18 protein-coding genes are annotated in these 22830 nt (G+C 72.8%); 5 read left to right on the top strand and 13 right to left on the bottom strand.

Annotated elements, in window-relative coordinates:
- Positions 1–60: 60 nt before the first annotated feature.
- From xdhC to ACZ4E1_RS09120, 3 genes are read right to left on the bottom strand one after another with little or no spacing between them, the layout of a single operon-like run.
- On the bottom strand, positions 61–867 hold the full coding sequence (gene xdhC / locus ACZ4E1_RS09130) for a xanthine dehydrogenase accessory protein XdhC (RefSeq protein WP_467537289.1): 807 nt from the start codon (positions 865–867) through the stop codon (positions 61–63).
- Position 868: 1 nt separating this feature from the next.
- Positions 869–3241 carry a xanthine dehydrogenase molybdopterin binding subunit gene (xdhB, locus tag ACZ4E1_RS09125; RefSeq protein WP_467537287.1) on the bottom strand — a complete coding sequence of 791 codons (2373 nt, stop codon included), beginning with the start codon at positions 3239–3241 and terminating at the stop codon, positions 869–871.
- A complete protein-coding gene (locus ACZ4E1_RS09120) occupies positions 3238–4689 on the bottom strand; it encodes a xanthine dehydrogenase small subunit (protein ID WP_467537285.1) in 1452 nt (483 codons plus the stop codon). The genes xdhB and ACZ4E1_RS09120 overlap by 4 nt, the downstream gene beginning before the upstream one ends.
- A gap of 514 nt (positions 4690–5203) precedes the next feature.
- Between ACZ4E1_RS09120 and ACZ4E1_RS09115 the strand changes: the two genes are divergently transcribed.
- On the top strand, positions 5204–6658 hold the full coding sequence (locus ACZ4E1_RS09115; RefSeq protein WP_467537284.1) for a nucleobase:cation symporter-2 family protein: 1455 nt from the start codon (positions 5204–5206) through the stop codon (positions 6656–6658).
- A 177-nt stretch (positions 6659–6835) separates the two neighbouring features.
- On the opposite strand, the gene crcB (ACZ4E1_RS09110) is transcribed toward ACZ4E1_RS09115, so the two are convergent.
- The 4 genes from crcB (ACZ4E1_RS09110) to ACZ4E1_RS09095 all read right to left on the bottom strand — a co-directional run bounded on the left by crcB (ACZ4E1_RS09110) (position 6836) and on the right by ACZ4E1_RS09095 (position 9753).
- On the bottom strand, positions 6836–7210 hold the full coding sequence (gene crcB / locus ACZ4E1_RS09110; protein ID WP_467537282.1) for a fluoride efflux transporter CrcB: 375 nt from the start codon (positions 7208–7210) through the stop codon (positions 6836–6838).
- Positions 7207–7587 (bottom strand): DUF190 domain-containing protein, encoded by a 381-nt coding sequence (locus ACZ4E1_RS09105; protein ID WP_467537280.1) that lies wholly within the window; start codon positions 7585–7587, stop codon positions 7207–7209. The genes crcB (ACZ4E1_RS09110) and ACZ4E1_RS09105 overlap by 4 nt, the downstream gene beginning before the upstream one ends.
- Entirely contained in the window at positions 7584–8051 is a 468-nt protein-coding gene (gene crcB / locus ACZ4E1_RS09100) for a fluoride efflux transporter CrcB (RefSeq protein ID WP_467537610.1), read from the bottom strand. The genes ACZ4E1_RS09105 and crcB (ACZ4E1_RS09100) overlap by 4 nt, the downstream gene beginning before the upstream one ends.
- Before the next feature lie 229 nt (positions 8052–8280).
- Entirely contained in the window at positions 8281–9753 is a 1473-nt protein-coding gene (locus tag ACZ4E1_RS09095) for a hypothetical protein (protein ID WP_467537278.1), read from the bottom strand.
- A 416-nt stretch (positions 9754–10169) separates the two neighbouring features.
- Here ACZ4E1_RS09095 and ACZ4E1_RS09090 point away from each other — a divergent pair, with 416 nt between their 5' ends.
- Entirely contained in the window at positions 10170–10991 is an 822-nt protein-coding gene (locus ACZ4E1_RS09090) for a polysaccharide deacetylase family protein (RefSeq protein WP_467537276.1), read from the top strand.
- A gap of 25 nt (positions 10992–11016) precedes the next feature.
- Here ACZ4E1_RS09090 and ACZ4E1_RS09085 read toward each other — a convergent pair whose 3' ends face one another.
- Positions 11017–12231 carry a cytochrome P450 family protein gene (locus ACZ4E1_RS09085; RefSeq protein WP_467537274.1) on the bottom strand — a complete coding sequence of 405 codons (1215 nt, stop codon included), beginning with the start codon at positions 12229–12231 and terminating at the stop codon, positions 11017–11019.
- A gap of 184 nt (positions 12232–12415) precedes the next feature.
- Between ACZ4E1_RS09085 and ACZ4E1_RS09080 the strand changes: the two genes are divergently transcribed.
- On the top strand, positions 12416–12850 hold the full coding sequence (locus ACZ4E1_RS09080) for an SRPBCC family protein (RefSeq protein WP_467537272.1): 435 nt from the start codon (positions 12416–12418) through the stop codon (positions 12848–12850).
- A gap of 120 nt (positions 12851–12970) precedes the next feature.
- Here the strand turns inward: ACZ4E1_RS09080 and ACZ4E1_RS09075 are convergent, their stop codons facing one another.
- The 5 genes from ACZ4E1_RS09075 to ACZ4E1_RS09055 form a co-directional block, all read right to left on the bottom strand.
- Positions 12971–14119 (bottom strand): XdhC family protein, encoded by a 1149-nt coding sequence (locus ACZ4E1_RS09075; RefSeq protein WP_467537270.1) that lies wholly within the window; start codon positions 14117–14119, stop codon positions 12971–12973.
- Between the two features lie 43 nt (positions 14120–14162).
- Positions 14163–15620 carry an NCS2 family permease gene (locus ACZ4E1_RS09070; RefSeq protein WP_467537268.1) on the bottom strand — a complete coding sequence of 486 codons (1458 nt, stop codon included), beginning with the start codon at positions 15618–15620 and terminating at the stop codon, positions 14163–14165.
- Between the two features lie 183 nt (positions 15621–15803).
- Entirely contained in the window at positions 15804–18203 is a 2400-nt protein-coding gene (locus ACZ4E1_RS09065; protein ID WP_467537267.1) for a xanthine dehydrogenase family protein molybdopterin-binding subunit, read from the bottom strand.
- 4 nt (positions 18204–18207) lie between these two features.
- Positions 18208–18792 carry a (2Fe-2S)-binding protein gene (locus tag ACZ4E1_RS09060; RefSeq protein WP_467537265.1) on the bottom strand — a complete coding sequence of 195 codons (585 nt, stop codon included), beginning with the start codon at positions 18790–18792 and terminating at the stop codon, positions 18208–18210.
- Positions 18792–19682: an FAD binding domain-containing protein gene (locus ACZ4E1_RS09055; protein WP_467537263.1), complete on the bottom strand. Its 891-nt coding sequence runs from the start codon at positions 19680–19682 to the stop codon at positions 18792–18794. The genes ACZ4E1_RS09060 and ACZ4E1_RS09055 overlap by 1 nt, the downstream gene beginning before the upstream one ends.
- Before the next feature lie 335 nt (positions 19683–20017).
- Here ACZ4E1_RS09055 and ACZ4E1_RS09050 point away from each other — a divergent pair, with 335 nt between their 5' ends.
- Together ACZ4E1_RS09050 and ACZ4E1_RS09045 are read left to right on the top strand one after the other, a co-directional pair.
- A complete protein-coding gene (locus ACZ4E1_RS09050; protein WP_467537608.1) occupies positions 20018–21700 on the top strand; it encodes a PucR family transcriptional regulator in 1683 nt (560 codons plus the stop codon).
- 150 nt (positions 21701–21850) lie between these two features.
- On the top strand, positions 21851–22627 hold the full coding sequence (locus tag ACZ4E1_RS09045) for a hypothetical protein (protein WP_467537261.1): 777 nt from the start codon (positions 21851–21853) through the stop codon (positions 22625–22627).
- Positions 22628–22830 lie beyond the last annotated feature (203 nt).

The following is a 22830-nucleotide window of genomic DNA, read 5'->3' as shown; positions in this document are numbered from 1 at the left end:
CGGGCGCCGCGGGGCAGGCGGGACTTTCGACACACGCCCTAGGGCCCGTCCCCCTGGCCCCTACTCGTCCTCGAAGGCGCGCAGCAGATCGGCGGCGACGCTCACCGCGATCGTCGCCGGTTCCTTGCCGGTGATCTCGGTCAGGCCGATCGGGGTCTTGATCCGGGCGATGGCCTCGTCGGCGTGCCCGCCCTCGTCGGCGAGGCGGCGGCGGAAGCGGGTCCACTTGGCGGCCGAGCCGATCAGGCCGATCGAGCCGAGATGGCCGGTGCGCAGGGCGGCGTCGCACAGGGCGGCGTCCTCGGCGTGGTCGTGCGTCATGATCAGGACGTGTGTGCCCTGCGGCAGTCCCTCCAGGACCTCCTCGGGCAGCAGCGGTGTGTGGTGGGTGTGGACCTGGGCGACCGCGTCGGAGGTCAGCACGGCGAGCCGTTCCTCGGTGAGGAGCTCGGCGCGGCTGTCGACGAGGTGGAGGTCCAGGTCCTGACGGGCCAGGATCCGGGCCAGTTCGAAGCCGACGTGACCGACGCCGAAGACGGCCACCGCCCGGACCACGGGCAGCGGTTCGAGCAGGACCTGGACGGTGCCGCCGCAGCACTGGACGCCGTGCCGGTTGGTGACCTTGTCGTTCAGGGCGAAGTCGATCAGTTCGGGCGCGGTCGCGGCGCCGGTGATCATCTCCCTGGCGCGGTCGATGGAGACGGCCTCGACGTTGCCGCCGCCGATCGACCCCCAGGTGGCGCCGGCGCCCACGACGAGTTTGGCGCCGGCGTCGCGCGGGGCGTGGCCGCGCACGGCCGTGACGGTCACGAGCACGCCGGGCTCCCGGCGTGCCCGCAGCCGCGCGACCGCGGCGACCCAGGCCATGTCAGGCACCGACCGGCGCTTCCGCCTCGGCCCGGACCTCTCGCGGGCCGCCCGCGCGGGCGGCCTCGATCGCCCAGAACACGGCCTCCGGCGTGGCGGGCGAGGCCAGTTCGACCGCCGTGCCCGGCGTGCCGAACGCGGCGGCCGCCTGGCGCAGCGCCTCGCGCACCGAGAACGCGAGCATGAGCGGGGGTTCGCCGACCGCCTTGGAGCCGTAGACGGCGCCCTCCTCGGTCGCGTTCTCCAGCAGCTCGACGTGGAACTCCTCGGGCATCTCGGAGAAGCTGGGCAGCTTGTAGGTGCTGGCGGCCTGGGTCTGGAGCCGGCCCCGGTGCGGTCCGTCGCCGGTGTCCCAGCGCAGGTCCTCCAGGGTCAGCCAGCCCGCGCCCTGCACGAAGCCGCCCTCGACCTGCCCGATGTCGATCATCGGGGAGAGGCTGTCGCCGACGTCGTGCACGATGTCCACGCGCCGTACGCGGTACGCGCCGGTGAAGCCGTCGACCTCCACCTCGGCGGCGGCCGCGCCGTGCGAGAAGTACTTGAACGGCGAGCCGTGGAACGACTTCGCGTCCCAGTGCAGGCCCTCGGTGCGGTAGAAGCCGGCGGCCGACAGCTGCACCCGCTGGAAGTACGCGGTGCGCACGAGGTCGTCCCAGGCGAGCTCACGGTCGCTGCCGAGGACGCGGGCGACGCCCTCGACGATGCGGACGTCGGCGGCGCTCGCGCCGAGCTGTGTGCCGGCCACCTGGCGGAGGCGTTCGCGCAGTTGCTCGCAGGCGTTCTTGACGGCGGCGCCGTTGAGGTCGGCGCCGGCGCTGGCGGCGGTGGCCGAGGTGTTGGGCACCTTGTCGGTGCGGGTGGGGGCGAGCCGGACCTTGTGCAGGGGGATGCCGAGCGTGGTCGCGGCCACCTGGAGCATCTTGGTGTGCAGGCCCTGGCCCATCTCGGTGCCGCCGTGGTTGATCAGGACGGAGCCGTCCTTGTAGATCAGTACGAGGGCGCCGCCCTGGTTGAAGGCGGTGAGGTTGAAGGAGATGCCGAACTTGATCCCGGTGACGGCGAGGGCCCGCTTGGTGTGCGGGTGCGCGGCGTTGAACGCCTCGATCTCGCGCCGCCGTTCGGCGACGGCCGCGTTCTCCCGCACCTTGTCCCAGACGGCCCCGATGCGTTCGGGCTGGGCGAGCGGCTGCCCGTACGGGGTGGTGTGGCCGCGCCGGTAGAAGTTCCGCTCGCGCAGCTCCATCGGGTCGAGGCCGAGCAGCGGCGCGCACCGGCCCATGATGTCCTCGATGACGAGCATGCCCTGGGGTCCGCCGAAGCCGCGGAAGGCGGTGTTGGAGACCTTGTGGGTGCGGGCGATGCGGCCGGTGACGCGGGCGTGGGGGATCCAGTACGTGTTGTCGATGTGGCACAGGGCGCGGGCAACGACCGGTTCGGACAGGTCGAGGCTCCATCCGCCGTCGGCGGTGAGTGCGGCGTCCAGGGCCTGGATGCGGCCCTCGGCGTCGAAGCCGATGCGCCAGCGGGCGTGGAAGCCGTGCCGCTTGCCGGACATGGTCAGGTCCTGGGTGCGGGTGAGGCGCAGCCGGACGGGGCGGCCGGTGAGCTTCGCGCCGAGCGCGGCGACGGCGGCGAAGCCGTGCGGCTGCATCTCCTTGCCGCCGAAGCCGCCGCCCATGCGCAGGCACTGCACGGTCACCTCGTGGCTGCTGAGCCCGAGGACGTGCGCGACGATCTCCTGGGTCTCGGAGGGGTGCTGGGTGCTGCTCTGTACGAAGACCTGGCCGGCCTCGTCGATCTGCGCGAGCGCGGCGTGCGTCTCCAGGTAGAAGTGTTCCTGGTCGGAGAACTGGAACTCGCCGCTGAACACGTGGGCGGAGTCGGCGAATCCGGCGTCGATGTCGCCGGTCTCCATGACGGGCCGGGCGCCGTGGAAGCTGTCGGCGGCGATCGCCTCGTCCAGCGTGATCACGGAGGGCAGTTCGTCGAGGTCGACCTCCACGGCCTCGGCGCCGAGCCGGGCGGCTTCCAGGGTCTCGCCGAGCACCCAGGCGACGGCGTGGCCGTGGAACATGACCTCGTCGGGGAAGACCGGCTCGTCGTGCTTCATGCCGGCGTCGTTGACGCCGGGCACGTCGGCCCCGGTCAGGACGCGGACCACGCCGGGCACGGCGAGCGCGGGCTCGGTGCGCAGGGCGGTGATCCGGCCGTGGGCGTGCATCACCTGGACGGGGTGGGCGTGCAGGACGTCCTTGGTGCGGGCGACGAGGTCGTCGGTGTAGAGGGCGGTGCCGGTGACGTGCTGGACGGCGCTCTCGTGCGGCAGCGACAGGCCGACGACGGCCTGCTCCGGGCGCTCGGACAACTGGCTCATGCCGACACCTCCGCGGTGGTCTGTGCGTACAGCTTCTTCAGGCTCTGGCCGAGCATCGCGGAGCGGTACAGGGCGCTGGCCCGGTGGTCGCTCATGGGGGTGCCCTCGCCGCGCAGCACACGGGCGGCGGCCTCGACGGTCGCCTCGGTCCAGGGCTCGCCCTCCAGGGCGGCCTCGGTGGCGAGCGCGCGGACCGGGGTGGCGGCCACCCCGCCCAGGCCGATGCGTGCCTTGCGCACGGTGCCGTCCCGGACGTCGAGCGCGAAGGCGACGGCGACGCTGGAGATGTCGTCGAAGCGCCGCTTGGCGATCTTGTGGAAGGCGGTGACGGGCGACAGCGGCAGCGGCACGCGCACGGCGCGGATCAGCTCGCCGGGGCGGCGCACGCTCTGCCGGTAGCCGGTGAAGTACTCGGCGAGCGGCACGACGCGCTCGCCGTCGGCGTCGGCGAGCACGACCGACGCCTCCAGGGCGAGCAGCGCGGGCGGGCTGTCGCCGATGGGCGAGCCGGTGCCGAGGTTGCCGCCGAGGGTGGCGCCGTTGCGGATGAGGCGGGACGCGAACTGGGGGAACAGGTCGCCGAGGAGCGGTACGGAGCCGTCGAGTCCGCGCTCGATCTCGCTGAGGGTGAGGGCGGCGCCGATCTCGACGTGGCCGGACTCGGCGCGCAGTTCCCGCAGTTCGGGCAGTCGGTCGACGGCGATCACGCAATCGGCCCTGCGGGAGCGGATGTTGACCTCGACGCCCCAGTCGGTGGACCCCGCGACGACCGTGGCGTCGGGCCGCTCGCGCAGCAGCCGCAGCGTCTCGGCGAGCGTGTCCTTCCGTACGAAGGTCCGCTCGCCCTGCGTGTAGGCGGTGGCGACGGGCGCGGGCGGCGCCTCGTCGCGGCGGCGGGCCAGGGTGTCGTCCTCGCCGGGCGCGCCGACGGCGAACGCGGCGTCGCGGATGGGCCGGTAGCCGGTGCAGCGGCACAGGTTGCCGCTCAGGGCGTGCAGGTCGAAGCCGTTCGGGCCGTGCTCGGCGTCGCTGTCCGCCGCGGGGTGCTCGCAGCGGCCCGGCCGGTAGTACTCGGCGGCCATGCTGCACACGAACCCGGGGGTGCAGTATCCGCACTGGGAGCCGCCGCGGACCGCCATCTCCTCCTGCACGGGGTGGAGTTCACCGTCGGCGGCGCCCGCGGCGAGGCCCTCCGCGGTGACGATCTCCTGGCCGTCGAGCGCGGCGGCCGGGATCAGACAGGCGTTGACGGCGACCCAGTCGGTGGGCCGGTCCGTGCCGGGGCGGGCCACGAGCACGGAGCAGGCGCCGCACTCGCCTTCCGCGCAGCCCTCCTTGGTGCCGGTGAGGCCGCGCTCGCGCAGCAGGTCGAGGGCGGTGGTGTGGGGCGGGGCCGGTGCGAGCGGGATGTCGGCCCCGTTGACCGTGAGTTGAACGTGGTTCGCCAAGGTCCAGGCAGCTTTCTGTGTGCGCGCCGGATGTCGGGGAAGGGCGCGGGAGGGCACGCGGGAACGGCGTGCCGAAAGGCGGTGGAGACGGGAGACCCGGAAGGAGTGAGGGGGTGGGCCGGCGACGGGCACCCCAAACGGCCGGCAGGCCGGAAGGGCGCGGTCAGCAGCCGTGCGCGATGCGGCCCGGCGCCCAGGCGGTGCGCTGGGCGAGACGACCGAGATCGGAGCAGGTGTTCATCCGCCGGTCGCCTCCCTTCGTTCCGCCACATGTTCGCCGTGCGCGTTCCGTCACGCACGGGCCGATGGCACCCGGACGCTAATCGCTCGGGCCGCGAGGGGTCAAGACCCCTCCGCACTTCGGACACACGCGCGCTAGCAGCGCCGCGACCTGCGCACAAGACCCGATCGGCCGACACCCCTGTCCCCCGCCCGGCCGGTCCCCCGCTCCTGCGGTGGCTCAAAGATGGCCGGTTAGAGGCGTGCAGGACAACGAGTTCGAAGGGCCATCCCCATGAATAACCCACAAGTGGCTGACGTTCCCTGTCACCCCGTGGATGAGAAACTCCCCGCACGAAAGCTCCTTCCGTCGGCGCTCCAGCACATCGCCGCGATGTACTCCGGGGTGGTCGCCGCTCCTCTCGTGATCGGCCCGACGGTCGGTCTCAGCGCGGGCAACCAGGTGCTGCTCATCTCGGTGAGCCTGTTCATCGCCGGTCTCTGCACGCTCACCCAGACGCTCGGCGTCGGCAAGGTCCTCGGCAACCGGCTGCCGTTCGTCAACGCCGCCGCGTCCGGCGGCATCGCGCCGCTCCTCGCGATCGGCCAGAACACGGCCGAGGGGCACGAACTCCAGACGATGCTCGGCTCACTGCTCGTGGCCGGTGCCGTGTGTCTGGTCATCGGCCCGTTCTTCGGCAAGCTGATGCGCTTCTTCCCGCACCTGGTGACCGGCGTCGTCATCACGCTCATCGGCGTCTCGCTGATGCCGGTTCCGGTGCGCTGGGCGCAGGGCGGCGCGGGTGCCGAGAACTTCGGCTCGACGTCCAACCTGACGCTCGCCGCGTTCACGCTCGTCATCATCGTGGCGATGCAGCGCCTGTTCACCGGGTTCCTGCGGCAGCTCTCGCTGATCCTCGGCATGGTGATCGGCACGCTCGCCGCGATCCCGTTCGGGATGCTGAACACGAAGACGTTCGAGTCCGCGCCGCTGGTCTCGATCCCGACGCCGTTCCACTTCGGCATGCCGGAGTTCCAGGTCGCCGGGATCATCTCGATGACCATCATGATGCTGGTGCTGATGACGGAGAGCGCGGCCGGCATGCTCGCCGTCGGCGAGATCTGCGACCGTCCCGTCGACGGCCGCACGATCAGCAGCGGTCTGCGCGTCGACGGCCTCGGCACGATGATCGGCTCGCTCTTCGGCGGCTTCGCCATCAGCGCGTTCGCCCAGAACATCGGCGTCGTCTCGCTCACGAAGGTGCGCAGCCGGTTCGTCGTCGCCACGGCGGGCGCCGTCCTGCTCGTCCTCGGCGTCTTCCCGGTGCTCGGCGCGGTCGTCTCGCTCGTCCCGATGCCGGTGCTCGGCGGCGCGGGCCTGGTCCTGTTCGGCACCATCGCGATCAGCGGCGTGCGCACCCTGTCCCGCGCCCACCTCGACGAGGGCGCCAACATCGTGATCGCCGCGGTCTCCCTCGGTGTCGGCCTCATCCCGCTCGCGGCCCCCGAGATCGTCGCGAACGGCAAGGTCGTGCAGCCGGGCATCTACCACGCGTTCCCGGACTGGGCGCAGACGATTCTCGGTACGGGCATCTGCGCGGGCGCCATCACGGCGGTGCTGCTCAACATCGCCTTCAACCACCTCGGCAGGAAGAAGCCGCAGCCGGAGACGGAGGTGCAGGCCGGGGAGCCCGCCACGACCGCCGAGACCGTACCGGCGGCCGGCGAAGCGGTGGCCGGCAGGAGCTGAGAGGCGAAGGGGGGAGGGACGGACGCGGCACGGACCGCCGCGCCCGCCCCTGAGCGTCCACAGCACCTGAGAAGCACCTGAGCACCACACGCCCCTGACCACGGCGTGCCGAAGGCCCCGCCCGCTCCGACCGGAGCGGGCGGGGCCTTCACCCTTCGCCGGGCACGATGCCCCCGGTCAGCCCCAGAAGGCCTCCGCCAGCGTCGCGCCCAGGAAGGCCGCGCCGAGACCCCCCGCGATGCTTCCGAGCACGTTCACCGCCGCGTAGAAGCGCGCCCCCGTCTCCGCGAGCCGCAGGGTCTCGTAGGAGAAGGTGGAGTACGTGCTGAGGGCGCCGCACAGGCCGGTGCCGAGGAGGAGTTGGACCTGGGAGGACGCGGCGCCCGCGGCCACCGCACCGGTGACGAGGCCGAGGATCAGGGATCCCGCGACGTTCACGGCGAAGGTGCCCCAGGGGAACACGGAGTCGTGCCGGGTCTGGACGGTGCGGTCGGTGAGGTAGCGCAGCGGGGCGCCGACCATGGCGCCCGCGATGACGAGGAGCCAGTTCACGCCGTGTCCTCCCCGGTGCGGCCCACGTAGCGGTGGACCTCGCAGTCGTCGAGGATCACCAGCCCCTCGGTGACCAGCTCGTCGAGCTGCGGCAGGAACGCGCGGACGCGCTCCTCCGTGTCCACGATGAAGATCGCGACGGGGAGGTCCTCGCTGAGCGAGAGCAGTCGGTGGGTGTGGATGAGTGACCCGGCGCCGAAGCCCTCGATGCCGCGGAACACGGAGGCTCCGGCGAGGCCCGCCTTGTGCGCGCGGTGCACGATCTCGGCGTAGAGCGGCTTGTGGTGCCAGGTGTCGTTCTCGCCGACGAAGATGGTCACGCGCAGCGCGGGGCCGCTCAGCGGGCGGGCGGCGCGGGCGGGCTCCGGTGCGGTCATCGTGGGGTCCTCCGTTCGACGGCACGGCGGGTCAGGTGGGCGGCCGTCCACACCGCGGCGAGCGCGGTGACGGCGGTGAGGGCCAGGTAGCCGAGCGCGGTGCGGGCCGCGCCGGCGTCGGTGAGCTGCCGGATGTCGACGGCGTAGGTGGAGAAGGTGGTGAAGCCGCCGAGGACGCCGGTGCCGAAGAAGGGGCGCACGAGCCGGTGGGCGGCCCACACGTCGGTGATCAGAACCATGAAGACGCCGATGACGGCGCAGCCGATCACATTGACGACGAGGGTGGTCCACGGGAAGGCGCCGGGGGCGGTGGGCCAGATCAGGGCGGCGCCGTAGCGGGCGCAGGCGCCGATCGCGCCGCCGGCGGCCACGGCCGCGAGCACCGGTCCCTGGCCGCGCAGGATCGCGGGCCGCCGGGCGGCGGGCGCCGGCGCGGCGTCGGGATCGACCGGTTCCTCGGTCATGGACGTGCGGGCCTCTTCCACGGGTGCGTCTCCTACTCGCCGGACGCCCGCGCCCGGTGCGGGCGGGGCGTGCGTGGTCGCAAGTAGGGGCCGTCGGCGGCGCCTGTGCCGCGGTGGGGTACGGCGGGCCCCACCGCCGTACGGTGCGCGCCCGGCCGCGTGGGCCGACGTGATCACCGCCCGAAAATCCTACCCCGCCCGTCCCGGGGGCCGCCTGCCGGAGGCCCGCTCACAGGTCGGCCCCGAGTCCGCCTCCCCCGGCCACGACGTAACTGCACTGCGTGTACGTGTAGCCGGGCTGGATGCGGCCGCCGGCGGCCCGGCCGCGCGCGGTGGTGCTCGCGCCGCCCGGCTTGTGCAGGAAGTGGTAGGTGCCGGCGGGCAGCCGCAGGGTCTTCTTCGGGTACGCCCGGCCGCTCGCTTTGCAGGCCTTGCCGCGTCCGGCGGCCTCGCTGGAGTACGTCGAGCAGGAGCCGCAGGCGCCGACGGTGATCCGGCCGGTGACGGGTCCGGTGTAGAGGATCTCGACGGGGTCGGGGCCGTCGTTGCTGATGACGAGTTCCATCCGGGCCCCGCCGGGTGTGCCGGTGGGCGGCAGGCGGTCGCCGGCCGCGGGGCGCAGTTCGGCGATCTCGGCGGCGGTGGCGACCTGCCGGGCCCGCGCCCCGCGCCGGTCGCTCTTGTAGGTGCCGGCGAAGTCGGTGAGCGTCTTGCGCGCCTCGGTGAACTTCTTGTCCTTGAACTGGTCGATGCCGCACGCGTACGTGCCGTCGCGCACGGCGTCGGCGACGCGGGCGCGCAGATGGCCGGGCACGGGCGCGGGCAGGGCCTTCGCGGTGTCCCCGATGCGCCGCAGTCGGTCGGCGGCGCGGCAGGGCTCGGCGCCCCTCAGGTCGCCGACGCGCCGGTCGACGGCGGCGCGGAGGGCCGGTTCGACCCGGTCGGCCTGCGCCGAGTCGGGGAACGTGCGCAGGAGTCGGCCGAGTTCGCCGCCCTCGCTGTCGCTCTCGGCGGTGCCGAGCTTGCCGGTGCCGCAGTCGAGGAGGGAGGTGGCGAGGGGCTGGTCGGGCCAGGTCGCGAGGTCGCCGAGGACGTCGCGGTCGATGGTGTCGGGAACGTCCCGCAGGTGTTCGAGCGGGGCGATCGCGGCGCAGCGGTCCTTCTTGCGGTAGGGCGCGGAGACGGCCTTGTAGTAGGCGTCGAGGCTGGCGTGGACGCGGTGGGCGGCGCGGGATCCGGGGTGGTCCTCGGTCAGGTCGCGGTAGCGGCCGAGGGCGGTGAGGTAGGTGCTCCTGGACCGGGCGAAGTCCTGGCCCGCGGCGCCCTGGACGAGGGCGTCGGTGGCGGCGAGCCGGTCGAGCAGCATGTCCTCGACGGCGTCGTCGCGCAGTCCGTCGTACGCGTAGGCGCCGCCGGCCGGGACGGCGAGCAGCACCAGGCCGAGTGCGGCGGCGAGGAGGGGCCGGACGGCGGGGGCCGTGGGCCCGGAGCGCAGTCCGCGGCGGGCCCCGTCGAGGGCGGCGAGCAGCAGCAGCGCGCCGTAGCCGGCGAGGGCCCAGGCGGGCACGCCGTCGGGGTCGGCGGGCAGGGCGACCACGGCGAGCGCGACCGTCGCGGCGAGGCAGACCAGGGCGGGCAGCCATCGGCGCAGCAGGACGTAACCGAGGCCCAGGCCGCAGAGGTTGAGCAGCGCCACGGCCACGGCGCGCAGCGGCTCGGCGGGTCCGGGCGGCGCGGGAGGCGGGGACGGCGGAGGCGGCGGCCCCCAGGACGGCGGTGGCCCCGGCGGCACGGGCGGGGTGCCGGGCGGCATCGGGGGCGAGGCGTCGGGTGGGGGTGGAGGCGGAGGCCCGAAGCCCGTAGCGCCCACCGGCCCTCCGGCCTGACCCTCTGCTCTGTCGGACGCGTCCCCCGGCCACCTCATAGCGGTCCCCCAACCGTCAGGTGTCACACCCAGGTTGTCACGATCCGGGGTGTTTCGGCGCCTGTCAATCAGCCGGAGGGCACCACTTTCCCGCCGCCCGCGGGCCACTTTTCGGTCACCGGAAGAACAGCAGCTCAGGGCACTCTGCACCCCGGGTATACACGCGGCGTATACACACTATGTATAGTGCGCGCATGTCTGCCGCACCCGTGAAGACGACGAAGATACGAAGGGGGTTGCGCGCGGCCGCGTTCGCGCTGACCGCCTCCACCCTGACCCTCGCCCTGAGTGGCTGCACGCAGTACGACACGACGAAGCCGAGCGCCGCCCGCAAGGCGGCCCCGGTCGACGTCGGTGACGCGCGGGCGGTCGATCTCGGCGACCGCGCGCGGGACTTCGGCACCGTCGACTGCCGGCGCGCGAAGTGCGTGGCGCTCACCTTCGACGCGGGCCCGAGCGAGAACAGCCCCCGCCTGCTGGACATCCTGAAGGAGCGCAAGGTCCCCGCGACGTTCTTCCTGCTCGGCAAGAACCACATCGCGAAACACCCGGAGCTGGTGCGGCGCATGGCGCGCGAGGGCCACGAACTGGCCAGTCACACCTGGGACCACAAGATCCTGACGGACCTCGGGGACGACGAGATCCGGGACGAGCTGCGGCGCACCGACGACGCCGTCGAGCAGCTGACCGGCCGGCGGCCCACGCTGATGCGGCCGCCGCAGGGCCGCACGAACGACCACGTGAGCGCCCTCGCGAAGGAGGAGGGCCTGGCGCAGGTCCTGTGGGACGTGACCTGCAAGGACTACGCGACCACGGACTCGGCGCTGATCCGCGAGCGGGCCGTGGACCAGACCCGGCGGGACAGCATCATCCTGCTGCACGACCTCTACAAGGGCACCGTGCCGGCCGTCCCCGGCATCATCGACGCGCTCAAGGAGAAGGGCTACGTCTTCGTGACGGTGCCCCAGCTCCTCGCACCGGGGAAGGCCGAACCGGGCCGGATCTACAAGCCCTGAGCCCTGAACGGGCGTGCCGCAGCGGCTACTTCAGCCGGACCGGCAGGCTCCCGTACCCGTAGCCGATGAACGACTCGACATGCGCGGCGCCGTCCTCCAGGGCGAGGCCGGGGAAGCGGTCGAAGAGGGCCGGCAGGGCGATCGCCGCCTCCAGCCGGGCCAGCGGGGCGCCGAGGCAGAAGTGGACGCCGTGGCCGAAGGCGAGGTGCTCCTTGTCGGCGCGGGCGATGTCGAAGCGGTCCGCGTCCGGGCCGTGCCGGCGCGGGTCGCGGCCGGCCGACGCGTACGAGGCGAGGATCGCCTCGCCGGCCGCGATCCGGGTGCCGTCGGGCAGGTCGATGTCCTCGACGGCGTAGCGCAGCGGGAGATTGGCGATCGAGGGCGCCCAGCGCAGGGTCTCCTCGATGACCTCGCTCCACGGGATCTCTCCGGAGCGGACCCGGGCGAGCTGCTCGGGGTGGGTGAGCAGGGCGTGCGCGGCGTTCCCGATGAGGTTCACGGTCGTCTCGTGGCCCGCGCCGATGACGAGGAGGAGGGTGTCGATCAGCTCCTGCTCGGTGAGGCCCGAGCCCGCGTCGTCGCGGGTGGCGATGAGGGCGCTGGTGAGGTCGTCGCCGGGCTGCGCGCGCTTGGCCTCGACGAGGGCGCCGAGGAGCCGCTGCACCTCCTGGAGGATGGCGAGGGCCTGTTCGGGCGTCACCGTGGTGTCCATGATCCCGGCGACGAGCCGGGCGGCGTCGGCCCGCTGTTCCTCGGGCACGCCGAACAGTTCGCAGATGACCTGCATCGGCAGCGGGTGCGCGTACGCGGAGCGCAGGTCGGCGCGGCCGTCGGGGGCCGCCGCCATGGCGTCGAGCAGTTCGGCCGCGATCTGCTCGATCCGCGGGCGCAGCACGTCGGTGCGGCGCTTGGTGAAGGCGGGCGCGATCAGGGTGCGCAGCCTGCGGTGGTCGGCGCCGTAGGCGTTGAACATGTTGGAGACGCCGACCCAGTTGACGATCCAGGACTGGCGGTGCTCGCCCGCGATCCACTCGGGCCAGTGCTGGTTCGGGTCCTTGGACACGCGCGCGTCGGCGAGCAGCCCCTTGAGGACGTCGTACGAGGTGGGGGCCCAGGCCCGTATGCCGCCGGGCAGTTCGAGCAGGGCGGCACAGGGATGGGCGGCGCGCAGCCGGTCGTTCTCGGCGTGCAGGTCGCGGCCCGCGGGGTCGAGGACGGTGGGGGTGACGGGTGCGGTCATGAGGTGTCTGCTCCTGTGGGGGCGTGGCGGGGCGGGCGCCGGCTGACGGGGCGCCCGGCTTGCTTCATGATCGTTTACATAACTGACCGTAGGGGCCCACCAGTTGATGCCCCGCCGTGCGACACGCTCACCCGTTCACGGACGTGGCGCAGCTCACCGGGCGCGGCGCGTCTACCATCGCGCCATGGCCGCCGATATCCGGATCGTCCGCGAAACGCCGCTTTCCCCCGCCGAGGCCTGGCGCCGGATCACCGACTGGGAGCGGCACGGCACGGTGGTGCCGCTGACCCGGGTCACCGTCCTCACCCCGCCCCCGACCGCGGCCGGCACCGCCTTCGTGGCCCGCACCGGCCTCGGCCCCCGCTTCGCCTTCGACGACCCGATGGAACTGGTCGCCTGGCAGCCGCCGCGCCGCTGCCGCATGGAGAAGCGCGGCCGGGTGGTCCTGGGCTGGGCCGAGTTCGAGGTACGGGCCCTGGTGGGCGGCGGGGCGCAGGTGGAGTGGCGCGAGGAGCTGCGGGTGCGCGGGGTACCGGCCGTGACGGACCCGCTCCTGGCCGCGGCGGGCCGCCTGGTCTTCGGCCGGGCGCTGAACGCCCTGTTGTCCGACATGAGTTGACGCCCCGCGCCCCGTGGGGGGCGCGGGGAACTGCGCGATCAGCCACGACGACGCGGCACCCGGCGACGGCGTTCGCCGCCTGCGGCGCCGGCCGCGCCGGCGCGGCCCGCACGGACGCGCTCAGGCCACCGAGTCGATGCGGCGGGGCTCGGTCGGGTCGTGGTGGATCGGGGTGTGGGCGCCGGTCAGGGAGACGCCGGTGCCGCCGCGGCGGTTCGCGACGATCTCCGAGGCGATGGAGAGGGCCACCTCCTCCGGCGTGCGGGCGCCGAGGTCGAGGCCGATCGGGGAGCGCAGGCGGGCCAGGTCCAGTTCGGTGACGCCGACCTCGCGCAGGCGCTCGTTGCGGTCGAGGTGGGTGCGGCGCGAGCCCATCGCGCCGACGTAGGCGACGGGCAGGCGCAGCGCGAGTTCGAGCAGCGGCACGTCGAACTTGGCGTCGTGGGTGAGGACGCACAGCACGGTGCGGCCGTCGACCTCGGTGCGCTCCAGGTACCGGTGGGGCCATTCGACGACGAGTTCGTCGGCCTCGGGGAAGCGCGCGGCGGTCGCGAAGACGGGCCGGGCGTCGCAGACGGTGACGTGGTAGCCGAGGAACTTGCCCATCCGCACGAGCGCGGAGGCGAAGTCGATGGCGCCGAAGACGATCATGCGCGGGGGCGGGACCGAGGACTCCACGAGGAGGGTGAGCGGGGCGCCGCAGCGCGAGCCCTGTTCGCCGATCTCCAGGGTGCCGGTGCGGCCGGCGTCGAGGTAGGCACCGGCTTCGGCGGCGACGGTGCGGTCGAGCTCGGGATGGGCGCCGAAACCGCCGTCGTACGTGCCGTCGGGGCGGACCAGGAGGGCGCGGCCGAGCAGGTCGGCCGGGCCCGCGACGATCCGGGCGAGGGCCGCCGCCTCCGCCGAGGCGGCGGCCCTCAGCGCGGTCTCGACCACGTCCCGCAGCGCCGGGTCCCCGGCGCGTACCGGCGTGACGAGGATGTCGATGACGCCGCCGCAGGTCAGCCCCACGGCGAAGGCGTCGTCGTCGCTGTACCCGAAGCGCTCCAGGCGGGTGACCCCGTCCGCGAGCGCCTCCTGGCACAGCTCGTAGACCGCCCCTTCCACGCAGCCGCCGGAGACCGAACCGATCGCGGTGCCGTCGCTGTCGACGGCGAGCGCCGCGCCGGGCTGCCGGGGCGCGCTGCCGCCGACGGCCACCACGGTGGCCACGGCGAAGTCGCGTCCCCGCTCGACCCATCGGCTGAGTTCTGCCGCGATGTCCAGCATGTCTCGGTCTCCTTCGGCGATGACGTGGAAGGGGCGGCGGGCGTCAGTGGACGCCGAGCCAGCCCTCGATCGGGTTGAGGGCGAAGTACACGAGGAAGATCGCGGTCAGGCCCCACATGAAGGCCCCGATCTCCCGCGCCTTGCCCTGGGCGATCTTGATGGCGACCCAGGAGATGACGCCCGCGGCGACACCGGTGGTGATGGTGTACGTGAAGGGCATCAGGACCACGGTGAGGAACACCGGGATCGCGGTGGCGCGGTCGGCCCAGTCGACGTGCCGGGCGTTCATCATCATCATGGCGCCGATGACGACGAGCGCGGCGGACGCGACCTCCTGCGGGACGATCGCGGTGACCGGCGTGAAGAACAGGCAGGCCGCGAAGAACAGGCCGGTGACGGCGGAGGCGAGACCCGTGCGGGCCCCCTCGCCGACGCCGGTGGCGGACTCGACGAAGACGGTCTGGCCGGAGCCGCCCGCCACACCGCCGATGGCGCCGCCCGCACCGTCGATGAACAGCGCCTTGGACAGGCCCGGCATGCGGCCCTTGTCGTCGGCGAGCTTGGCCTCGGTGCCGACGCCGATGATGGTGGCCATCGCGTCGAAGAAGCCGGCGAGCACCAGGGTGAAGACGATCATGCCGACCGTCATGGCGCCGACCTGGCCCCAGCCGCCGAACTCGACCTTGCCGAAGAGCGAGAAGTCCGGGGTGGAGACGGCACTGCCGTGCAGTTCGGGCGCTCCGTTGGCCCACTGCTTGGGGCTGATGACACCGGCCGCGTTGAGGATCATCGCGACGACGGTGCCGGAGACGATGCCGATCAGGATCGCGCCGGGGGTGTTGCGCGCCTGCAGCATGAAGATCAGGAGGAGCGTGCCCGCGAAGAGCAGGACGGGCCAGCCGGCGAGTTCGCCCGCGGGGCCGAGCGTGAGCGGGGTGGCCTTGCCGACGTGCACGAAGCCGGACTTGTAGAGGCCGATCAGGGCGATGAAGAGGCCGATGCCCATGGTGATGCCGTGCTTGAGCGCCAGCGGGATCGCGTTCATGATCATCTCGCGGAGGCCGGTGACGACCAGGAGCATGATCACGACGCCGTACATCACGCACATGCCCATGGCCTGCGGCCAGGTCATCTGGGGGGCGACCTGCGAGGAGATCACACCCGAGACGGACAGGCCCGCGGCGAGCGCGAGCGGCACCTTGCCGACGAAGCCCATGAGGAGCGTGGTGAACGCTGCGGCGAAGGCGGTCGCGGTGATCAGGGCCTTCTGGCCCAGGGTGTCACCGGCGGCGTCCTTGCCGGACAGGATCAGCGGGTTGAGCAGCAGGATGTACGCCATGGCCATGAAGGTCGTGACGCCACCGCGCACCTCGCGTGCGACGGAGGATCCTCGTTCGGATATGTGGAAGTACCGGTCGAGCCAAGACCTGCCGGCGGGCTGGCGCGTTCCCGCGCCCGCGTCGTCGGCGGTGGTCTTCGGCTCCACAGACTGCTGGGTCATGGTGCCTCGTTTCCCAAGGTTCAAAGGGGCACCCGCGCGATACTCGTGTTCAGGCGGGTTTTGGGATGGCTGCACGACCCGGGGGACGGCCCGAGGCGCAAGGGGTTCTGGAGGACTGCGTGCTGCCGGGTCCTTCAGGGGTTCACCGGTCCGGCCCCCGCGGGGGCCGGACCGGCCGACGGATCAGGCGGAGACCGTGCCCGTCAGGTGCTCGGGGCGGACCGGGGTCCGGTCGAGCGCGAGACCCGTCGCGTTCCGGATCGCCGCGAGGACGGCCGGGGTGGACGACAGGGTGGGAGCCTCACCGATGCCGCGCAGCCCGTACGGGGCGTGCTCGTCGGCGAGTTCGAGCACGTCGACCGGGATGGTCGGCGTGTCGAGGATGGTGGGGATCAGGTAGTCCGTGAAGGACGGATTCCTGACCTTGGCGGTCTTCGGGTCGACGATGATCTCTTCCATCACCGCGACGCCGAGGCCCTGGGTGGTGCCGCCCTGGATCTGGCCGACCACGGAGAGCGGGTTGAGCGCCTTGCCGACGTCCTGGGCGCAGGCCAGTTCGATGACCTTGACCAGGCCGAGCTCGGTGTCTACCTCGACGACGGCGCGGTGCGCGGCGAACGAGTACTGGACGTGCCCGTTGCCCTGCCCGGTGCGCAGGTCGAAGGCCTCGGTGGGCCGGTGGCGCCACTCCTCCTCCAGCTCGACGACCTCGTCCTCCAGGACGTCGACCAGGTCCGCGAGGACCTCGCCGCCGTCGGTGACGACCTTGCCGCCCTCCAGGAGGAGTTCGGCGGTGGCCCACGCGGGGTGGTAGGTGCCGAGCTTGCGGCGTCCGATCTCCAGGACCTTCTCGCGCACCAGCTCACAGGCGTTCTTGACGGCGCCGCCGGTCACGTACGTCTGACGCGAGGCGGACGTCGAGCCGGCCGAGCCGACCTGGGTGTCGGCGGGGTGGATGGTCACCTGCGTGACGCCCAGCTCGGTGCGGGCGATCTGCGCGTGGACGGTGACGCCGCCCTGGCCGACCTCGGCCATCGCGGTGTGCACGGTGGCGACGGCCTCGCCGTTGATGACCTCCATGCGCACCTTGGCGGTGGAGTAGTCGTCGAAGCCCTCGGAGAAGCCGACGTTCTTGATGCCGACGGCGTAGCCGATGCCGCGGACGACGCCCTCGCCGTGCGTGGTGTTGGACAGACCGCCGGGCAGCTGGCGCACGTCGGCGCCCTCGCTGGACTCCCACTGACGCTCGGGCGGCAGCGGCATCGCCTTGATGCGGCGCAGCAGTTCGGCGACCGGCGCGGGCGAGTCGACGGGCTGGCCCGTCGGCATGATCGTGCCCTGCTCCATGGCGTTCAGCTGCCGGAACTCGACCCGGTCCATGCCCAGCTTGTCGGCCAGCTTGTCCATCTGGGCCTCGTACGCGAAGCAGGCCTGGACCGCGCCGAAGCCGCGCATGGCGCCGCAGGGCGGGTTGTTCGAGTAGAGGGCGATCGCCTCGATGTCGACGTCGTCGATCACGTACGGGCCGACCGACAGGGACGAGGCGTTGCCGACGACCGCCGGGGAGGCGGAAGCGTAGGCGCCGCCGTCCAGGACGATCTTGCACTTCATGTGCGTGAGCTTGCCGTCCTTGGTCGCCCCGTGCTCGTAGTAGAGCTTCGCGGGGTGGCGGTGGACGTGTCCGAAGAAGGACTCGAAGCGGTTGTAGACGATCTTCACGGGCTTGCCGGTGCGCAGGGCGAGCAGGCACGCGTGGATCTGCATCGAGATGTCCTCGCGACCGCCGAAGGCACCGCCGACGCCGGAGAGCGTCATCCGGACCTTCTCCTCGGGCAGGCCGAGGACCGGGGCGATCTGCTTCAGGTCCGAGTGCAGCCACTGGGTGGCGACGTACAGGTCGACGCCGCCGTCCTCGGACGGCACGGCGAGACCGGACTCGGGGCCGAGGAAGGCCTGGTCCTGCATGCCGAAGGTGTACTCGCCCTTGACGATGACGTCGGCGCGCCGGGCGGCCTCGTCCGCGTTCCCGCGCACGATGGGCTGGCGGTGCACGATGTTCGGGTGCGGGACGTGCCCGGCGTGGTGGTCGTCGCGGCCCTCGTGGACGAGGATCGCGTCCGGCGCGGTCGCGGAGGCCTCGTCGGTGATGACGGGCAGCTCGCGGTACTCGACCTTGATCTTGGCGGCGGCGCGGCGCGCGGTCTCCGGGTGGTCGGCGGCGACGATCGCGACGGGCTCGCCGTGGTGGCGGACCTTGCCGTGGGCGAGGACGGGCGTGTCCTGGATCTCCAGGCCGTAGTTCTTCACGTCCGTCGGCAGGTCGTCGTAGGTGAGGACGGCGTAGACGCCGGAGGTGGCGAGGGCCTCGCCGGTGTCGATCGAGACGATCTCGGCGTGCGCGACCGGGGAGCGCAGGACCTGACCCCACAGCATGTCCTCGTGCCACATGTCGGACGAGTACGCGAACTCGCCGGTGACCTTGAGGGTGCCGTCCGGGCGGAGCGTGGACTCGCCGATGCCGCCCTTGGTCTGCGATCCCTGCGTGACCTTCGCGGGGATACCGGTGGTACGGGTGTCAGCCATGTCCTCAGACCTCCTCGGACTGGCGCGCGGCGGCGAGCCGGACCGCGTCCATGATCTTCTCGTAGCCCGTGCAGCGGCACAGGTTGCCGGAGAGGGCCTCGCGGATGTCCGCGTCCGACGGGTTGGGGTTGCGCTCCAGCATCTCGTCGGCGGCGACGAGCAGGCCCGGGGTGCAGAAGCCGCACTGGACGGCGCCGGCGTCGATGAACGCCTGCTGGATGGGGGCCAGTTCGGCGCCCTCTCCGGTCTGCGAGTCGGTGCCCTTGGCGGACCAGCCCTGGGCCTCCTGGAGGGAGGTGCCGCAGGAGCCGCCCTGCTCGTGGGAGCCGCAGGAGCGCTGCGCGGCGAAGTCGGCGAGGCCTTCGACGGTGACGACGTCGCGGCCCTCGACCTGACCGGCGGCCACGAGGCAGGAACAGACGGGGACGCCGTCGAGGCGGACGGTGCAGGAACCGCACTCGCCCTGCTCACAGGCGTTCTTGGAGCCGGGCAGGCCCATGCGCTCGCGCAGGACGTAGAGCAGGGACTCGCCCTCCCACACGTCGTCGGCTTCCTGCTGACGGCCGTTGACCGTGAAATTGACGCGCATTACGCGACTCCCTCCGTGCCGGCGGCGGTGCCGCGGTAGGCCTCCCAGGCCCAGGTGAGCGTGCGGCGGGCCATGATGCCGACCGCGTGGCGGCGGTACGAGGCGGTACCGCGGACGTCGTCGATCGGGTTGCAGGCGGCGGAGCACAGGTCCGCGAACTGCTTGGCGACCGACGGGGTGATGATCTTGCCGTTGTCCCAGAAGCCGCCCTCGTCGAGCGCCGCGTTCAGGAACTGCTCGGCCTCCTTGGCGCGGATCGGGGTCGGGGCCGCCGAGCCGATGCCGGTGCGCACGGTGCGCGTCTCGGGGTGGACCGCGAGGCCGAAGGCGCACACGGCGATCACCATCGCGTTGCGCGTGCCGACCTTGGAGTACTGCTGCGGGCCGTCGGCCTTGGGCAGGTGGACGGCGCGGATCAGCTCGTCGGCGGCGAGCGCGTTGCGCTTCACGCCGGTGTAGAACTCGTCGATCGGAATCATGCGGCTGCCGCGCACCGACTCGACCTCGACCTCGCAGCCGGAGGCGAGCAGGGCCGGGTGGGCGTCACCGGCCGGGGAGGCGGTGCCGAGGTTGCCGCCGACGCCGCCGCGGTTGCGGATCTGCGGGGAGGCGACCGTGTGCGAGGCGAGCGCCAGACCCGGCAGCTCGGTCCGCAGGTTCTCCATGATCTTGGTGTACGGGACGGAGGCGCCGAGCCGGACCGTCTCTTCGCTCACCTCCCACTCGCCGAGCTCACCGATGCGGTTGAGGTCGAGGAGGTACTCGGGGCGACGGTGGTCGAAGTTGATCTCGACCATCACATCGGTGCCACCCGCAATCGGCACGGCTGTGGGGTGCTCGGCCTTGGCGGCGAGCGCCTCCTCCCAGCTGGCGGGGCGAAGGAAGTCCATGAGTGGCTCTCTTCTGGGTCTCGTTCGTGGATCGTGCGGTGCGTGGATCGTGTCGTGCTTCGGATCGTGTGCGCTGCGTTCGAGCCACGGGATGTGCGGATCGCAGGGGCTCGTTCATGTGCTGTTCACGTGGAGTGGCCCCAGTACACCGCCGCGTGCTCCGCCAGGGTCAGTCACGGAAACCATGAAGGAGTTGGCTGACCACGACAGGTGTCTTGTAGATTCGTATGAACGGAGCACATCAGTAACCCCTCCGACTTCCTCCGGACACCGTGGGCACAGGCTTCCGGACCCGGGAAGGCATCACTTCGAGACAGATCGGCGGCGACGACGACATGCGGCTGCGCGCATTGCTGGACACGGACGCGCTGGGCCTCAGGCTCCTCGGCGGCGAGGACGAGCTGGACCGCTCGGTCCGCGGCGTGATGACCACGGATCTGCGCGATCCGAGCCGCTATCTGTCAGGCGGCGAGCTGGTGCTCACGGGCCTGGCCTGGCGGCGCGGGCCCGACGATTCCGAGCCGTTCGTGCGCATTCTCCAGTCTGCCGGAGTCGTCGCCCTGGCGGCGGGCGAGGCCGAGCTGGGCGATGTGCCCGAGGACCTGGTGCAGGCCTGCGCCCGGCACCGGCTGCCGCTGTTCGCGGTGAACGAGTCGGTGGCGTTCGCGACCATCACCGAGCACGTCGTACGGCAGGTCTCCGGCGAGCGGGCCGGCGACCTCGCGGCCGTCGTGGACCGGCACCGGCGCCTGATGACCTCGGGTCCGGCGGGCGGCGGCCCGGACGTGGTCCTGGACCTGCTCGGCAGCGACCTCGACCTGAACGCGTGGGTGCTCTCCCCCGCCGGGCGGGCCATCGCGGGCGCCGGCGCGGCGGCGCCCGACCTGCCGGCGTCCGTGTGCGCGCGGCTGGCCGCCGAGCACCTGTCGGCGACCCGGGCGGGCCGGCGCGCGCCGCACCGGGTGGCGATCGACGGCACGACGTACTCGCTGTTCCCGATCGGGGGCGGCCGGGGAGCGGCAGGCGCGGCCGGCGGGCGGGACGTGCGCGCGACGGTGCTCTCGGACTGGCTGCTCGCCGTCGAGGCGGACGCGGGCGACTGGCCCGACGAGCGGCTCGACCTGCTGCAGGGCGTCACCCAGCTGATCTCCGTCGAGCGGGACCGGCGGGACGCGGCGCGCACCGTGCGGCGCCGGCTCGCCCAGGAGGTCCTGGAGCTGGTCCAGACGGGCGCGGCGCCCGCCGAGATCGCGGCCCGTCTGCGGGTGGCCGCGCCGGTGCTGCTGCCGGGGCTCGGGACGGCCCCGCACTGGCAGGTCGTCGTGGCCCGCGTCGAGTGGCAGGACAGCGATCTCGAGGGCGGCCAGGTGGCCCAGTCGCTGCTCGAGGAGATCCTCGTCGACCCGCTGTCGGCGGGCCCCGAGCCCTCCGACCGAATCGCGGTGGCGCACAGCGGCGACGAGGCGATCGCCCTGGTCCCGCTGCCCGCCGTGCCCACCGACCACGACGGCGCCGCCGAACAGGGCCTGATCGCGGACGCGCTGCTGACGGCCGTCCGGGATCCGCTGTCGGCGGGGCTCGCGGACGACGGACGGCTCACCATCGGCGTCAGCGCGGCCGTGCACTCGGCGGAGGGGCTGCGCGGCGCCCTGGAGGAGGCCCGGCACGCACGACGCGTCGCGGCGGCCCGTACGGGCCTTGTCTGCGCGGCCGGGCACCAGGAGCTGGCCTCGCACGTGCTGCTGCTGCCGTTCGTGCCGGACGACGTGCGGCGCGCGTTCACGGCCCGGCTGCTCGACCCGCTGCGCGAGTACGACCGCAAGCACCGCGCCGAGCTGATCCCGACCCTGGAAGCGTTCCTCGACTGCGACGGCTCCTGGACGCGCTGCGCCTCCCGCCTCCACCTGCACGTGAACACGCTGCGCTACCGCGTGGGCCGGATCGAGCAACTGACGAACCGTGATCTTTCCCGCCTGGAGGACAAGCTGGACTTCTTCCTGGCCCTGCGCATGAGCTGACACGGCGTCATGGCCCTATCGGTTACGGGACCCGTCCGGAACCCCACCCCTTTGTGAAATCTTTCACCCACCCCCTTGGCCGGGCACCGTGATCCGTGCTGAGATTCCGCCACGGCAACTCGGCTCGATGGCGTGCTCGGGGAGGGCAACGTGGCGCATACCGCCATGTCTGGTACCGGAACGAACCCAGCGGACGATCCACTCCAGACCGCGGTATGGCGGCTGCGCTCGCGCGGCTGCTGGGTCGACGCGGCGGCCCTCCTGGACCCGCACGCGGCGGACGATCCCGGCGCCGCGCTGCAACGGGCGGCGCTGTTCGTGGAGCGGTGTCTGTACACGGAGCAGGGCTGGGCGGACGCGGAGGACGCGCTGCGGGCCGCGGAGGCGCTCGCCGGGACGGACGAGGAGCGGGGCGCCGCGGCCTGCGAGCGCGGCCAACTCGCCTACGCCTCAACGCTGTTGAAGGTACGCGACCGGGTCGACGAGGCGCGCTCCGCGTTCGGGCGGGCGGCCGCGCTCATCGCGCCCGGGGCGGCGCGGCGGGCGGCGCTCGACTTCCGGCGGGGGCTGATGGCGGAGAACCTCGCGGATTCGCCGCAGGCGGCGCGGGCGGCGTACCGGCGGGCCCACGCCGGGGCGACGGCGCACGGCGACACCCTGCTCCTGTCCTTCACGTGGCGGCACCTGGCGGGCCTGTCCCTCCGCGAGGGCGAACTCAAGGAGGCCCGCCACGGCTTCGCCGAGTCCCTGCGCCTGCGCGAGGAACTCGGCTACCTCGTCGGCACGGCGCCGGCCCTCGTCTCCCTCGCCGAGGCCGAACCCGAACCGGAGACGAAGGCGCGGCTGCGCGAGGAGGCGACCCGCCTCTTCCGCCTCCTGGGGGGCGTCCCTACGTGGCTGGCCAGCGCGTTGCCTGCGGCGGCCTGACACGTTCCACGCAGCGCCGTTTCAGCACCCGCTTGTCGGGCGACCACCGGCCCGGCGGGGGCTGGTCGCGCAGTTCCCCGCGCCCCTGAAATGCAGACGCTTCGCGTCGCATTTCCCCGATGAGGCGCAGCCTCATCAGGGGCGCGGGGAACTGCGCGAGAAGCCCCACCGGGCCGCAGTCGGCGGCGAACCGGCACGTGGCA

The sequence above is a fragment of the Streptomyces sp. NPDC025806 genome (assembly GCF_055558275.1).
Note: the sequence above shows the minus strand (reverse complement) of the source record. Positions and strands in the feature narration are given on the sequence as shown.